Below are 14,727 nucleotides of genomic sequence, written 5' to 3' on the forward strand. Positions count from 1 at the left end.
GCTCCTGATCCTAGGCTATAGAACGGCGCAATGTAAGCAAACCCATAGCCGGGGACCGCTTGCGTCCCCGGCGATCTGTGGCATGTCGCTAAACACGTACGTGCTGTGACGCCTTCACCAGGCCTGTTCGGCGCTCAGCAGTGCTGAACGACCGAGCGGGTGACCCTTCTCATCTCGATCATGGCTTTTCGAGTCGTTACATTTTCGTTTCAATTCAAAGGCGTACACCGGCCCAACGCGGTCCTCTATAAGGGTGAACACTGCATGCACAAAGGGGGGCACCCGTGTTTGTTATTGGATGGCTTGGGGTATTTTCATATATGGACGACCGTCATGAGGAGCTGGTGAACCAGCTTCTACGCGATGCTTCGTTTCAGCGCTGGGCGCTGGATGAGGCGTCATCATCGGAAACGGAAAAGTGGGCCGACTGGATCAATGCCGAGGCGGCTCATGCACAGGCCGCACGCGATGCGCGGGCAACGATTCGCCTAGCGCAGTTCAAACCGGACACGGAAAAGGCTGAGGATCTGGATGCAGCCTGGAAACGGTTTGAAGATCGACGTGCTGCACGCTCTGATCATACGCCAGAGTCCCCACCCCGCTCTGCTCCCAAACGGTCGCGTAGGGCTGCGCGTCGTTCGGGGCGGAGTGGTGTGCGGCGCGCGTGGATTGCTACGCTGGCAGTGATTCTAATCGCCGTAGGAATTGTGGTGCAGCAAGAATATGCCCCCGACCTACTGCCCCGCACCGAAACACATGTTGTAGAGACGGCTCATGGCGAGCGCACAACCGTTGCGCTCTCCGGTGCGCTAACGGCTACCCTAAGCGGAAATTCCGCCATCAGCTACGATCCCGAGGCGCCTCATACGGTCGAGCTCACCGGCGAAGCCCGCTTTGACGTTCCCGAACGAACTTCTGAACTGCCGCCCTTCGAGGTCAACACACCCGACGGATTCATCCGGGTGACAGGGACTACGTTCACCGTTTCGCACTGGGAGGACGAAACCGATGTGGTCCTTACCTCGGGGGCGGTAACTGTTGCGGCTGCAGACGAACCCTCGGATGAGCACCAGCTGGCGCCTGGCGACTGGATCACGTTCGCTCGTGCCGACGGCGTCCGCCAGCAGCGAACGACCAACCCTGAAGCCTACCAATCCTGGACGACCGACACCATCGTGTTTGATGATACCTCGGTGCGTGCCATTGCGCAGCGCATTGAGCGCATCTACGGTTACGAGGTGGTCGTCCGCAATGCTGATGTGCTCGACACAAGAATATCAGGGGCTGTCGAAAATCAAATTGATGTGCTGGTAGAAGGCCTCCGGCGCATCTTGGATCGCCCCGTGCACCACGAAGACCGGCGCATCGTCATTGAGTAGATGCGCCACTGTGAATAGGCCCACCCGTTTTTCGACTGACTATTCCAAAGAGGTTTTGCTATGAGACACCAATACAATAAGACCGTTTTAAGCTGGACAGGGGTCCTTGCGCTTCTGGTTGCGCTAAGTACCACAGTGGGCGTGCATGCCCAATCGAGTTCTATTGTGGCTGATCAGTTGGTTGAGTCATCGGCCAGCGACACGGCTGTTATAAGTTTGGAAGAGGCACTGGCTCGCGTGTCTGACCAGCACGACGTAAGCTTTTTGTATGAGCGCGACGCGTTGAGCGATTTAAACGTGCGCAGCCGAAAAGCGCTTCCGGCTCGATTGTCTGGACAGCTCAACCGATTGCTAACGTCCCACGAGCTTACGTACGAGCAAGTCGGAGAACGATCGTATGCCATTGTGCCTCAGGCCGAGTCATCGGGAGCGGCTTCGCCTGCCGCTGCGGATGATCCTGGAATCATCGAAGGAACCATTGTAAATCCACAGGGGGAAGCGCTTCCGGGGGTACAAGTTGTGCTTCAAGGCACCATGCAAGGCACGACAACAGATGCCGAAGGGCAATACACAATTCCCGATGTAGAGCCCGGCACCTACACGGTACGGGCAACCTTTGTCGGCTTTGCCCCTGCCGAGTCTGAAGTGACCGTCGAACCGGGAGCCACCATCACGCAAAACTTTGAGCTCCGCGAGGATGTGATGCAGATGGAAGGGGCCATTGTAACGGGTACCCGTCAAGAGCGTGCGCAACGAGAAGCCACCAGTTCCATCTCCGTCATTCAGGGCGGAGACATCCAGCGGGCCGAACCCAGCAGTCAGGCTGACATCTTACGGTCGGTACCTGGCGTGCACTCAGAAGGAGGAGGAGGTGAGGTCGCTGCCAACGTGTTTGTACGTGGGCTTCCTGCTCCAGGACAGTTCAAATACAACCCGATTCAGGAAGACGGTATGCCCGTTATCTCTGAAACGCGTACAACCACCAGCTCGCAAGACATATACTTTCGCAACGACTTGAACGTTGAACAGATGGAGTTTGTGCGTGGTGGTAGCGCAGCGCTCTTTGGAGTCGGCTCGCCGGCGGGACTGATCAACTACATCAGTAAAACCGGCGGCAGTTCGCAAGAAACCACGCTTCGCACCCAGGCAGGCCAAAACAACCTGTACCGGTTCGATTTCAACACGAATGGGCCGCTTGGCGAAAACCTCCGCTACAATCTGGGAGGATTTTATCGCTATGACGAAGGACCGGTTGTAACAGGCTTGCCTACGCAAGGGCTTCAGTTGAAAGGAAACATGACGTACCTGCAAGATGACGGGTACATTCGGGTATACGGTAAGTATATCAATGATAGCAATCAGTTTTTCCTCCCCTTCCCACATGATCGTGAAACCGGAGAAGCAGCTAGTGGCAATGACGGTCGCGAAATAACCACGGTGAATGCGCAAGGCGCTGCAGATATCGGCTTTCGTACCCCCGATGGCGGATTTGAGTCTAACATGGACCGCGGTATCGTAACGCGCGGTGCCTCCTTAACATTTGAATTCGTTCAGGACCTGGGAAGTGGATATGATTTAGAGAGCCGGGTGCAGTGGACCGATATGCACCACGAGTTCAACATATTCATTCCCTTTCCGGCGTTTCAAGACCCGTTTGAGTACGCCAACCAGTTCATCGATGACCCCAGTACACAAGAAGCCGTTTGGCGTTTTGCCAACCGCCCCGGCGAAGCCTTCGATCCGGGAAGTCCGGGCAATCCCAACTTCATCATTGACCAAGGCGCCTGGAACTGGGATCGGCCGTACAACGATTTTGCAGCGGACGTCCAATTGTCACGAGTACTCGACACGGGCAACACCACACACAATGTAACAGTTGGTGGGTTCTTCTCGCGCACTGAGGTGAAGCAGCGTGATACGCACAGCAATGTGCTGAACGAGTTTGCCGATCAGCCGCGCCTGATCGACCTCATCATTGAGGATACCGATACGGGCGAACAGACGCGCGTTACCCAAAATGGGTTGAGCAATGCTGCCGGCGTTTACGTAAACAACGAGATGCAGAGCAATAAAGCAGCAGGATACGCCGGCAACGAAATGATTATCGGCAACGACCTGCGCATTGATGTTGGGGTTCGCTATGAACTGCGTCAATCCACTATCGTGTCAGAAGGCACGGAAGAGGTAGGTGGAGATGGCGAGTTTGGAGATGCTCTTGCCGTACAAAACTTTGTGTGGGGCAATAACGAGTTCACACGGCGCTCCATTCGTTCCACAGACTTTGCGGCGTCCGTTGGGGTAAACTACGCTCTGACGGATGTATTCAATATCTATGGGGTCGGATCTCGGGGATACTTCTTTCCCGAACTGGCCTCTCTTGCTCCGCTCGTTGGACCTGATACCGAAATCGGTGACCTCGACAACGAGGAGTTTCTGCAAGGCGAGATTGGACTGCGCGCTGGGTCCAGTGTCTTTTCGGGAACAGCCGCATTTTACTACACCGAGTTGAATAATCGTTTTGCAGCGGATCCGCGCCAAGATCCAGCTACCGGAGCTATTGAGGTCGTTCCTGAGCAGATTGGAGGCAGCCGTACGATGGGGGTAGAATTGACGGGCGTCTTCTCGCCGCCCGCTCTTGATGGGCTGCAGCTGAGTGGCATGCTCACGCTCCAAGACCACGAGTTCACCGACTTCGATGACTTTACGGGCAACTGGATTCAGCGTCAGCCACAGTTAATGGCACAAGGCGAAGTCTCATACGAAGCCGCTGGTTTTGATGCAGACCTTGGAGCGAAGTACACCGGCAAGCGATTTGCCGATGAAGCAAATTTCCAAGAGCTCGATCCCTATACCATCATTAATGCAGGCGTCGGGTACACTGCAGCCTTCGCCGACGCGCAGTCGCTACGGTTTGGTGTACGTGCATTCAACGCATTCAACAGCCGTGGTCTCACCGAAGGGGACCCGCGTTTGCCTGCAGGAGTCGATCCTGCCGATCAGCCGTTCTTTAACGCGCGTCCTATCCTGCCACGTCGGGTAACGGTTTCGCTTACCTATCAACTGTAGGTTCTAGTCACGAACCAACGCCCCCTTTTACCTCTGTCGAAGGGAAGGCGTGTGCAGCAGGTCCGGTCGATATGGTACGGCCGGACCTGTTTTTATGGATATGCGCGCCAGCTCTATGCTGAAAACCTGACTTTTGAGAGCAGGGCTTGAACCTGAATGGCGTATTGGGTAGACTGCAACGGCTTCTGAACAGATATTCATAGCGCGACACTTGGCCGCTTATTGCTCACTGTGAAACCGCTTTTTTTGACGTATGACAGAGTTTCCTATCAGCACCCTCGATCTGTTCATCATCGGGGCCTACTTCATTGTCGTTTTTGGCATTGGATACTATATCGCCAAACGCATCGACACGGGCGAGGACCTGTTCTTGGCCGGGCGCTCCCTGATGTGGGGAACGATTGGTCTCTCTCTGTTTGCGTCGAACATTTCTAGTACCACGCTCATCGGACTGGCCGGCGATGCCTACAACACGGGCATTGCGGTTTCGAACTACGAGTGGATGGCGGGCCTGGTGCTCGTGTTCATGGCGTTCTTCTTCATTCCGTTCTTTATCCGATCGCGGCTCACGACCATTCCGGAGTATCTGCAGAAGCGCTTCGACGTGCGCTCGCGTAAATACTTCTCGGGGCTCACGGTCGTCACTAGCATCATGATCGATGCCGCGGGGGGGATCTACGCTGGTACCCTCGTGCTGCAAATGTTCTTTCCCGAACTTCCGTTTCTGTGGACCGCCTTTGGACTCGCGCTCGTGGCAGGGCTGTATACAGCGGCAGGCGGACTTGCGGCGGTCGTCTACACCGATGTCATTCAGGCGGTCATTCTGTTCATTGGCTCGTGCATCATTGCATTGCTTACATTCGCACAGTTCGACTTCTCATGGGCACAGGCTACCGCCGCCCTGCCCGATGGCCACCTGTCCATGATCCACCCAGTCGATGATCCCGAAGGCCGATTGCCATGGCTGGGTACACTCATTGGCGTGCCGGTGCTCGGGTTCTACTACTGGGGGCTGAATCAGTATATCGTGCAGCGCATCTTGGGGGCGAAAGACCTTAAGCAAGCCCGCTGGGGCGCACTCTTGGGGGGGCTGCTCAAACTGGCTCCGCTGTTCATTATGGTGCTGCCCGGCGCGTGGGCCCTTACGCTCTACCCCGACCTGGCTGAGCCCGATATGGTGTTCCCCACGCTTGTCACCGAACTGCTTCCGGTTGGCGTGGTTGGGCTTGTCCTGGCCGGACTCATTGCGGCTATCATGTCGACCATTGACTCCACGCTCAACGCGGCGTCTACGCTCATCACGGTAGACTTCATCAAGCCGAACAAGCCCGATCTGACGGCTGAGCAGGTCGGTACGCTCGGGCGCTGGATCACCATTGTGCTGATGGTGGCCGCCGCACTGTGGGCGCCCATGATTCTCAACTTTGAGGGCCTGTGGAGTTACATTCAGCAGATGCTCTCCTTCTTGGTGCCGCCGGTTGTCGCCGTTTTCCTTCTGGGTGTGTTCTGGGACCGCATGGGGCGTCACAGCGCGTTCATTACGCTGGTGGGCGGACACGGACTTTCGTTGGCCATTTTCCTGGTGTGGATCACCGATATCGTCAACATCCACTTTACCATCATTGCAGGGATCCTTACAGTACTCTCTTTGCTGCTGGCTATAGTGGTAGCTCTCGTGTTTGATGAAGTCCCGGCCGACAAAAAAGTCGATGACCTTACCTGGGCGAACCGAGGCATTGAGCCTGAAGAGGACATGCCCTGGTACAAAGACTACCGCTGGCAGTCGGCAGCCATCGTTGCAGTTACGCTGGTCATGGTTGTGATCTTTTGGTAGTGATCTGCCACACCTGAATGGTATGGTCCAACATTGTCATCGCGAGGAGGGAGCCCTGCGACTGACGTGGCGCTGGGCGCAGCCCGGGTACTCCTGGGGTGCGATCTCATGCCGTTGCTTGGGCGCCTGCATCCAGTATGACAGCAATGAGATTGCGTCGCTGCGCTCGCAATGACAAGAGGGCGGAGATCGTGCCAAATCATGTGTTCCAACCCCCTCCAAAAAACCTGTCATGGTGAGCACGCGACGGGTCCAGCCCGGAGCACGCCGAACCATCTCCCCGACGCTCAGCAGGCTCTGATCGACCGAGCGGCCCTGCTCATTTCGGGGGAGATCTTTACTCACTACGTTCGGCAGTCGCTGCGCTCGTGTCAGACTCCGCACCTGCTAGACGCAGTTGCTCCGCTCAAGATGACAACATTAAAACGGGGGTGTTGCAACCCGAAGATTGACCTGTGACAGAGCAGTAGCAGGTTGATGTATACACATGCTACAGTGTCTCTGGTATGTGGGGCGACTCGTGTTGCCGCTTAGGCCGGGTGCTTGATCGGAGCAGACGAAGGTGCCGATCCGCGACGGGGCGCGCGCTCCTGGGCGGGTGATTCGGAAGCATCCGTGTCTGCATGATCGGCGCACGAGGCGGCGGGTTCATTCAGCGGGTTCTTGCCGCACTCCAGGCACTGATAGTGGCCAATGGCCGTACGCGTCATCCACGGAGTGTGGGTGGCGCAGTGTGCGCAATACGCCCAGGTCTTCATGTAATGGGCCGTTGCACGTACCGACGCGTTCAGGTAGCGATCACGAAGGCGGGTCAAGAACGTCATAGTTATCCACCGAATTAGGATCGAAGACAGCAAAATGAGCACGCGATGTGCTCGTCGTCGCCCTACCCTAGGCCCCCCACTTCCGTTCGGTCGATTTGTGGTGCAAGCGCTTTCCATTGCACAATGTTAACACGCAAAGCCCTTCCGGTAAACGTGGCATAATATGTGTGTAGGTGTGGAAGCGCTCTCATACCGTGGACCAGGCCGGCAATCCTGCGGCGTTTCTGAGGGCCTCGAGTGTGCGCATGACCCCGACACTTTGGTCGAGGGGGAGTTGATCGCTTTCGGAACGCCCCGATCGTATGCATTGGCCCACATGGGCAATCTCGTAGTGATAACCGTGTCCGGTGTATGGGTACGATTCGGTGGCTTCGGTTCCATCAGGGCGTGGGTAGGTGATGCCTTCGGGATGCCACCACGGGGCGTGAATACGCAGCCGATGCGAGGGCCCTTCGACATGGGTAATCTGAGTGCCCGTTTCGCGAAATGACATGGTGAGGTCAGCCCGCCGATTCTTAGAATAGCGGAGGGTGGCACTTACGTCGTCTTCCACGCCCGAAGGCGCCCGCTGTACTTTGGCCTCGACCGTCTGCGGCTCCCCCAGGATCTGATGGCTCCACCATACTGCATATACCCCTAGGTCGAGGAGAGCACCTCCGCCTAATTCGGGATCAAAGAGTCGATGGTCGGCATCGAATGCTCGTTGGGCACTGATGTCAGTGCGAATGGTTTGTATGGGACCCACAACATCCATGCGGAGCAGGTCAAGCGCTCGCTTCACTGCGGGCAGAAAGCGCGTCCACATAGCTTCCATGACAAATACATCAGCGGTACGAGCGGCCTCGGCGACGCGTTTGGCTTCAGCGGCGGTTAGCGTGAACGGCTTTTCAACGAGAACGGGCACGCCGGCGTCAATGCACTGAAGCGTCTGTTCAGCATGCAGCGTGTGGGGCGTGGCCACATATATCACATCCACCGTATCGGCGTTAATGACGGCCTCATACGATCCATGTGCCTCGGGAATCGAGTGTGTTTCGGCAAAGGCGTGGGCCCGAGCGTCGGTGCGCGAGCCTACAGCTTGCAACGTGGCATGTGCAGCACGAGGGAGGTCTTCAGCAAAGAGGGTGGCGATGGTGCCGGTGCCCAGAATTCCCCAGCGAAGCGGTGTCGTCATGAGCAAAGCAGGGTGTCGAGAGAATCAGCGAGTGAGGCGTGTGCAATGTACGAACACGCCATGCACATTCGCGAATCTGAGAAGGAGCATCCATGCCGAGTAATGAGAGGCGAAGCTATTTCTTGATGGTTCGAAGGAACACGAAGTAATAGATAGAGGCAATGAACACCCCGCCGCCAATGATATTGCCGATGGATACCAGTACAAGATTAGAGGTTACGGCCCACAGCGTGATCTCGGAAGGCAGCTCCAGATCGACCGATCCCGATTCGGTTGTAAGTGACAAAAAGAACTGAAACATATTGCCGGTGCTGTGCTGCAGGCTCATAGCCGGTACGGCAGCCACTGGAAACAGCAACGCGACGAACTTATCGGTCACGGTGCGCCCGGCCATCGCCAGCCAGAGCCCCGAGCAGATAAGCATATTGGCGAAGATGCCAATGATTACCATTTGGAGCGGGCCGTACGACAGTTTATCCGCTGCAATCACCTTAGCCGACTCGATAATTGCCCCATCAAATATCGTGGCCAGTCCTGACAGATAGAACAGCAGTGTCATGCCTGCAGCGCCAAGAAGGTTCGCGGCTAAGACCAGCGCCCAGTTACGTGAAACCTCCCCCAACGAAACGCGCCCTGACGCAAGGGCCATGACCGACAGGTTATTAGTGGTAAACACTTCGGCCCCCGAGATAAACGCAATGATGTATCCGACGGCATACAAGAGAGGAGCTACGAGGGCTGCCGCGCCATCATCAATGTCGGGGTGCGAAAGTGTAAAGAGTTCATACATGGCACCCAGCGTAATGAACGCTCCACCCATTATACCCAGAATTAGCGTTTTGTGGAATGCAAACCGCGTCTTCTTAACGCCGATGGTGGCGACGCGCTCGGCAATCTGATCGGGCTCGTACGCATCCATTCCAAATGAACTGGAAGACGATGATGCCGAGGATGCATCGGGAGAGGCAGCCATGTAGACAAAAAAGCGGAGAGAAATATTTCAGAGAGTCAACGTCTCCGCAGAACCGGGGATTCTTTCGGGTGCGGCCGTTGTTCATCTGTTACGTCGTAGGCTGATGCCGAGCGCGCAGTTCGTCTTGCGTGGCTTCGGTGCGCTTGTCGAGGACGTCGGAGATTGAAACAGGATAAGGCGTGTCGGTGGGGGCGAGTGCGTGCAGGTGCCGAGGAAGGGCGTTCAGATGATGCCGCGTACGGGTGCGTAGCGTCTCTAGTAAAGGCGCGTCGTCGATTCGAGAGCCGTTACGCATCACACACTGCAGCAGCGGGGTGCCGTTGTGCGTTTCGTCGGCGGCGGCAATGACGTCGCCCTGTATTGTGTCGGTGGCATCGGTCTGCCGAAAGACCTGCTTGCGTCCCACCAGATTCTTTTTGTTGGGAGCCAATTTCATGCGCGGCGTGCCGTCATAGGCGCATAGTTTGTAGGCGGTGTCGAGATACGGCTGGTCGGCGATGGTGCCAAGTTTGGTGCCCACCCCAAAGCCATCGAGGGGGGCGCCGCTCTGCACCAGATCGGCAACGGCGTGTTCGTCGAGGCCGCCGCTTGCGAGAATCTGCACCTCCTTCAGGCCCGCTTCATCGAGCAGGGCACGTGCATCATGCGCAAGGGCCTCCAGGTCGCCCGAATCCAGACGGATGCCACGCACTTGGAACTCCGCGCCGCGTTGCTCGGCCAATTCGATCACACGGCGCACGCCATCGAGGGTATCGTAGGTATCGACCAGCAGAATGGTATCCGGATACAGCTCCGAAAACGCTTCAAACGCATCCATTTCATGCGGATGGGCCTCCACGTAGCTATGTGCCATCGTGCCGGTAACCGGAATGCCGTAGGTCTGTCCGGCTGCCACGTTCGAGGTCGCATCAAGCCCGGCGATGTACCCGGCCCGCGCTGCTTTGAGCGGGGCATCCACTCCATGCATGCGGCGCATCCCGAAATCGGCCACCAGGCGTTCGGTGCCGTCGGCAGTGGCGGCCTGCTTTACGCGAGCGGCTTTGGTTGCGTAGGCCGTCTGGTACGAAATCTGGTTCAGCAGAAACGTCTCAACCAGTTGTGCCTCGCCGATGGGAGCCACCACCTCCAAGATGGGTTCGTTTGCAAAGACAGGTGTGCCCTCGGGGACCGCGTACACATCGCCTGTGAACTCAAAGTTGGCGAGGCTATCAACAAAGTCGTCGTCAAAGGCGTCGAGCGTGCGCAGATACGCGCGGTCCGATTCTGAAAACGATAGCTGTTCAAGATACGAAAGCACGGTATCCAACCCACAGGCAAGCAGATAATTGCGATCGCGGAGGCGACGGGCAAAGAGCGTAAACACCGCCTCAGCATGCATGTCCTCCCGCTGATAGGCCTGCAGCATCGTGAGTTGATACAGGTCGGTGTGCAGGGCCGGCGAGGCGTCCGAGTCGAATGAAAGAGACATAGACCGTTGCTAAGTAACTCAGAAAAATACATTTACGTTATCGCGAGGAAGGAGCCTGCGACCGACGCGGCGCTCCTTGCAATGACATCCTCAAAGGTTCTTTTGTGAACCCACTTAGGATCCAGAAAAAAAGGAAATCAACCTGTTGTATCTACAGCACGCCCATGGGTTTGGTGCGGCAACGCCATTAGCGAATCAAAGAAAGACGGGAACGCAATCGCATGCATCCGTTGAACACCGTCTGTTCATGCGCTTCGGTTTAGTCTTGTGTTGGTATGCTTGTAGCCATTGTCGGACGCCCCAACGTGGGCAAATCCACCCTTTTTAATCGTCTTACCGGACGCAAACGGGCCATCGTAGACGATCAGCCGGGCGTTACGCGCGACCGGGTGTATGGCGAGGTGGAGTGGAACGGGCGCACCATTCCCATAGTGGATACGGGCGGTTACGTGCCTCACTCGGCAGAGCGTTTCGAAACCGCCATTCGTGAGCAGGTAGACATTGCACTCGATGATGCCGATGTGGTGCTCTTTGTGACCGACGCCACCACCGGCATCACGGATATCGACCAGGAGATGGCGCAGCGCCTGCGCCGGTCGGATACGCCAGTGCTGCTGGTTGTGAACAAGGCCGACAACGATGAGCGGCGCTGGGCGGCCAACGAAATGTACGGGCTTGGATTTGAAGAGCTGTATCCGGTAAGCGCATCCAACGGCATTGGCACCGGCGACCTGCTGGACGCACTCGTAAAGGCGCTGCCCGACGCCATCGAAGAGGAGTCCGACGACCGCACGCACATCGCCATCATTGGACGCCCTAACGTGGGCAAGTCCTCGTTCGTTAATGCCTTGCTCGGGTTTGACCGCTCCATTGTGACCGAGGTAAGCGGCACCACGCGTGATGCGGTGCACTCGCAGGTCAAGTACGAGGGCCGCGAGTTGGTTCTGATCGACACGGCGGGCCTCCGCAAAAAGGCGAAGGTAAAAGAAAACATTGAGTTCTACAGCAGTCTGCGCAGCGAGCGTGCCATACGCGAGGCCGATGTATCGGTGCTCATGGTAGATGCGACCGTGGGGCTAGAGAACCAAGACGTGCGTGTGTTTCGGGAGGCCGAGAAGCACAAGAAGGGCATGGTGCTGGCCGTGAATAAGTGGGATCTAGTCGAGAAAGACACCAAGACCGCCGGGCGATACGAAGAGTACTTCCACCGCATTCTGGATCGGCAGTCGCACGTGCCTATTGTCTTCACCTCGGCCGTTACGCGGCAGCGCGTGTACAAGGTGCTCGACACCGCGCTACAGGTGGCCGACGAACGCGCGAAGCGGATTCAGACAAGCACGCTGAATGATGCCATGCAAGCCGCTATTGAGGCGCATCATCCACCCACCTATCGCGGCAACTATGTCAAAATCAAGTTTGTAACGCAGGTACGCACCAATCCGCCGGTGTTTGCGTTCTTCTGTAACCACCCTCAAGGCATTGCCGAATCTTACAAGCGTTATCTCGAACGCAAGCTGCGCGAGGCGTTTGGATTTGATGGCGTGCCGCTCACGCTTGTGTTTAAGCAGAAGTAGCCCGCTGGTACGCCATGTCGTCCACCGAATCTCCCACTTACATTGCACGGCGCGTACGTGCATACGCGGTGCATGTGTTTACGGCCAGCGGGGTGGTGTTGGCGCTACTTAGCATGGGCGAACTGCTAAGCGCAGAGCCCGACTTGCGCTGGGTGTTTGGGTATCTTGGAGCCGCCATTGTTATTGATGCGATCGACGGGTCTATGGCCCGCCACTGGGATGTGCTTACGTACGCATCCAGCACCGAAGGGCATACGCTCGACGACCTGGTCGACTACCTCACGTTTGTCTTCATCCCGCTCGTGGTGGTGTGGCAGATGGACTGGCTGGTGGGACCGGCTACGCTCTGGATTGCTGCGGCGCTGATCGCTAGTCTGTTCGGCTTCTCGCATGCCGAGGCCAAGCAATCGGACACCGGCTTCTTTCGCGGCTTTCCGTCGTACTGGAACCTGGTAGCCTACTACATCGGGTTGATTGTGGTGGCCTACCCGGCCTCCGGCCCCTGGCTGATGACGGGACTGGTCATTGTGCTTACCATCCTGACGCTGGTGCCCGTGCAGATGATTTACCCCACGCGTGCGCCCCAGCCGTGGCGCCTGCCCGTGCTCATTGGCGCCGTGATATGGGCGGGTCTGCTTCTCGCCATGCTCCCCACCTATCCCACCCTGCCCACCTGGGGGGATCCGTGGCTGTTCTACCTCTCGCTGGCTTACCCGCTCTTCTACACCGTGCTGTCGTATGTGGTGGCGTATCGGTGAATAGACAACTACGGAGATAACACTTCAGGCTTCTCATATTTGAACAGCACGGGCTCTTCATCCATCGTAAGCAGGTACACATGCGAGTCGGTCACCACCAGGTCTCGTGCCGGATACGGAAGATCAACTGAGTGTTTGTACGCGCCGGTAGTTTTGTCGTACACATCGACTTGCTCGGCTTCTTCGATGCGTTTTAAATCATCGGCAGTTTCTACCACGACACCTGAGTGCAAAGCATACACATGGTGCGCATCTGTCGTAAGCCCAATCGCCATCGTTGGGTACTGGTTAACGGGAGGCGCCATCATATCTATTTCATCCTGAGCACCGATGAAATCAGGAGGATCGACGTTATGGGGTTCTTGCGTTACAAAAAGGACCTCACCTGTTTCCGCTGATAAGCCAACAAGGTGTCCTGCATTGAGAAAAGCAATGTACGCAATGCCTTCTTCGACAATGATGGGGCCTTGCTTCTGAAGGGGATTGGCATGCAGCGGGGCAAAAGTCTCTCCTACGTCGTCAAGCGCGATCTCCCACTGTACGTTCCCCAGAGCAGTACGTCCCTCTTCTGTGGTCGTTATGTCATAGGCACGAGCAAAAATGTCGCGATCAGCCATGCTGAAAGGCGTTTGCACCATAACATTGCTGTCAAACCCGACGGTGAAAGTGAATTGCTTATCTAATTGATAATTGAATGAACCCGTCTCAATGTCAAACAAGGAAATTGCCTGGCGTTCTATATCCTGAACAGCAAGATATTTGTCTTCTACGATATCGATTGCTCCAACGGCTTCGACTTCACCAGGTCCTTGCCCCAGTGCGCCCAGGTAAGTTTGAACCGAGCCATCGTTTGTGTCGAACACCCACACGGGACGCTCTCCTTCGAAGTCGGTTACAAAGAGCCAGTCGTTATGTAAAACCATGCGCTTCGGATTTGTGAACAGATATTCGGCATCGGTTGGCGAAGATCGCCAGACTTCAGTCCATTCGGTGTGTGCAGTGTAGCCCGTAGAATCTACGAAAGAGAGTGTGTGCCCATGAGCGCGATTGCTGTTTGCAAGCAGCCAGGTTGAGACTATCAGGATTAACAGCAACGAAAATCGAGATGCAGTATTCATATACGAAAATCCTCATTTTGGACAAGAAAACAAAGGGCAAAAAAATAGCAGAATGCATTGATTCACCCAATACATCCTGCTAACTGAAAAGGAAGGATAAATTAATCGATCAGGGGTCGATGATGGGTTCAGGTCCTACGACAGGTGTCCCCATTAAAGTGATGCCCATTACAGTCATACAATGTCTATCCGTACCGAGACAGCTGATATAAACGTCATCAGTGGAAGAGTTCGCCTCAAGTATCCCACTTTCAAGCAGTGTTGAGCAGGTGAGCGTATTTGAAGCTACAGCCTGCACAGCAGCACGCGAATCAAATGTGAGCAGGATTTTTTCGTCTTCCGAGGTCGCCTCATCAATGTCGGAGGAAACCGAAAACCCCATCAATGCCACAGACAGAAATAATGCCGTAAATAATGCACTAGTCCGACAAAGTGATAATCGAAGCATATTACTTTAGTTTTTAAGGAATTTATAATTTACTACGAACGTATTATATCCCCCCCCCCCCCCCATAAAAAGCAAGCCACACTGAATCCCGTCACGTTTTTGTTACGCTGC

11 protein-coding genes are annotated in these 14,727 nt (G+C 55.9%); 5 read left to right on the forward strand and 6 right to left on the reverse strand.

Annotated elements, in window-relative coordinates; all coding sequences use genetic code 11:
• The first annotated feature begins 320 nt into the window (after window positions 1-320).
• The 3 genes from ACZ5AL_RS01470 (at window position 321) to ACZ5AL_RS01480 (ending at window position 6,279) form a co-directional block, all read left to right on the forward strand.
• Window positions 321-1,379: a FecR family protein gene (locus tag ACZ5AL_RS01470; protein WP_464511698.1), complete on the forward strand. Its 1,059-nt coding sequence runs from the start codon at window positions 321-323 to the stop codon at window positions 1,377-1,379.
• A gap of 60 nt (window positions 1,380-1,439) precedes the next feature.
• Complete coding sequence (locus ACZ5AL_RS01475) at window positions 1,440-4,445, forward strand: TonB-dependent receptor (RefSeq protein WP_464511699.1); 3,006 nt, start codon at window positions 1,440-1,442, stop codon at window positions 4,443-4,445.
• A gap of 253 nt (window positions 4,446-4,698) precedes the next feature.
• Window positions 4,699-6,279 carry a sodium:solute symporter gene (locus ACZ5AL_RS01480; RefSeq protein WP_464511700.1) on the forward strand — a complete coding sequence of 527 codons (1,581 nt, stop codon included), beginning with the start codon at window positions 4,699-4,701 and terminating at the stop codon, window positions 6,277-6,279.
• Between the two features lie 530 nt (window positions 6,280-6,809).
• Here the strand turns inward: ACZ5AL_RS01480 and ACZ5AL_RS01485 are convergent.
• From ACZ5AL_RS01485 to ACZ5AL_RS01500, 4 genes are all read right to left on the reverse strand, one after another.
• Window positions 6,810-7,103, reverse strand: a complete 294-nt coding sequence (locus ACZ5AL_RS01485) for a hypothetical protein (protein ID WP_464511702.1) — start codon at window positions 7,101-7,103, stop codon at window positions 6,810-6,812.
• 187 nt (window positions 7,104-7,290) lie between these two features.
• The gene (locus ACZ5AL_RS01490; RefSeq protein WP_464511703.1) at window positions 7,291-8,277 is read right to left on the reverse strand and encodes a Gfo/Idh/MocA family protein; all 987 of its coding nucleotides are present in this window, start codon (window positions 8,275-8,277) and stop codon (window positions 7,291-7,293) included.
• Between the two features lie 115 nt (window positions 8,278-8,392).
• Window positions 8,393-9,250: a formate/nitrite transporter family protein gene (locus tag ACZ5AL_RS01495; RefSeq protein ID WP_464511705.1), complete on the reverse strand. Its 858-nt coding sequence runs from the start codon at window positions 9,248-9,250 to the stop codon at window positions 8,393-8,395.
• An 88-nt stretch (window positions 9,251-9,338) separates the two neighbouring features.
• Complete coding sequence (locus ACZ5AL_RS01500; protein WP_464511706.1) at window positions 9,339-10,718, reverse strand: nicotinate phosphoribosyltransferase; 1,380 nt, start codon at window positions 10,716-10,718, stop codon at window positions 9,339-9,341.
• A 275-nt stretch (window positions 10,719-10,993) separates the two neighbouring features.
• Between ACZ5AL_RS01500 and der the strand changes: the two genes are divergently transcribed.
• Together der and ACZ5AL_RS01510 are read left to right on the forward strand one after the other, a co-directional pair.
• Window positions 10,994-12,292: a ribosome biogenesis GTPase Der gene (gene der / locus ACZ5AL_RS01505; protein WP_464511707.1), complete on the forward strand. Its 1,299-nt coding sequence runs from the start codon at window positions 10,994-10,996 to the stop codon at window positions 12,290-12,292.
• Window positions 12,293-12,306: 14 nt separating this feature from the next.
• A complete protein-coding gene (locus ACZ5AL_RS01510; protein ID WP_464511709.1) occupies window positions 12,307-13,050 on the forward strand; it encodes a CDP-alcohol phosphatidyltransferase family protein in 744 nt (247 codons plus the stop codon).
• Window positions 13,051-13,058: 8 nt separating this feature from the next.
• Here ACZ5AL_RS01510 and ACZ5AL_RS01515 read toward each other — a convergent pair whose 3' ends face one another.
• Entirely contained in the window at window positions 13,059-14,168 is a 1,110-nt protein-coding gene (locus tag ACZ5AL_RS01515) for a 6-bladed beta-propeller (RefSeq protein ID WP_464511710.1), read from the reverse strand.
• Window positions 14,169-14,277: 109 nt separating this feature from the next.
• Entirely contained in the window at window positions 14,278-14,616 is a 339-nt protein-coding gene (locus tag ACZ5AL_RS01520; protein ID WP_464511711.1) for a hypothetical protein, read from the reverse strand.
• Window positions 14,617-14,727: the final 111 nt, after the last annotated feature.

Source organism: Natronotalea proteinilytica (genome assembly GCF_055379935.1).

Bases quoted from the DNA above. Each gene is read 5' to 3' on its own strand.
- ACZ5AL_RS01470 (WP_464511698.1), top strand. From the start codon at position 321: ATGGACGACCGTCATGAGGAGCTGGTGAACCAGCTTCTACGCGATGCT.
- ACZ5AL_RS01475 (WP_464511699.1), top strand. From the start codon at position 1,440: ATGAGACACCAATACAATAAGACCGTTTTAAGCTGGACAGGGGTCCTT.
- ACZ5AL_RS01480 (WP_464511700.1), top strand. From the start codon at position 4,699: ATGACAGAGTTTCCTATCAGCACCCTCGATCTGTTCATCATCGGGGCC.
- ACZ5AL_RS01485 (WP_464511702.1), bottom strand. From the start codon at position 7,103: ATGACGTTCTTGACCCGCCTTCGTGATCGCTACCTGAACGCGTCGGTA.
- ACZ5AL_RS01490 (WP_464511703.1), bottom strand. From the start codon at position 8,277: ATGACGACACCGCTTCGCTGGGGAATTCTGGGCACCGGCACCATCGCC.
- ACZ5AL_RS01495 (WP_464511705.1), bottom strand. From the start codon at position 9,250: ATGGCTGCCTCTCCCGATGCATCCTCGGCATCATCGTCTTCCAGTTCA.
- ACZ5AL_RS01500 (WP_464511706.1), bottom strand. From the start codon at position 10,718: ATGTCTCTTTCATTCGACTCGGACGCCTCGCCGGCCCTGCACACCGAC.
- der (WP_464511707.1), top strand. From the start codon at position 10,994: ATGCTTGTAGCCATTGTCGGACGCCCCAACGTGGGCAAATCCACCCTT.
- ACZ5AL_RS01510 (WP_464511709.1), top strand. From the start codon at position 12,307: ATGTCGTCCACCGAATCTCCCACTTACATTGCACGGCGCGTACGTGCA.
- ACZ5AL_RS01515 (WP_464511710.1), bottom strand. From the start codon at position 14,168: ATGAATACTGCATCTCGATTTTCGTTGCTGTTAATCCTGATAGTCTCA.
- ACZ5AL_RS01520 (WP_464511711.1), bottom strand. From the start codon at position 14,616: ATGCTTCGATTATCACTTTGTCGGACTAGTGCATTATTTACGGCATTA.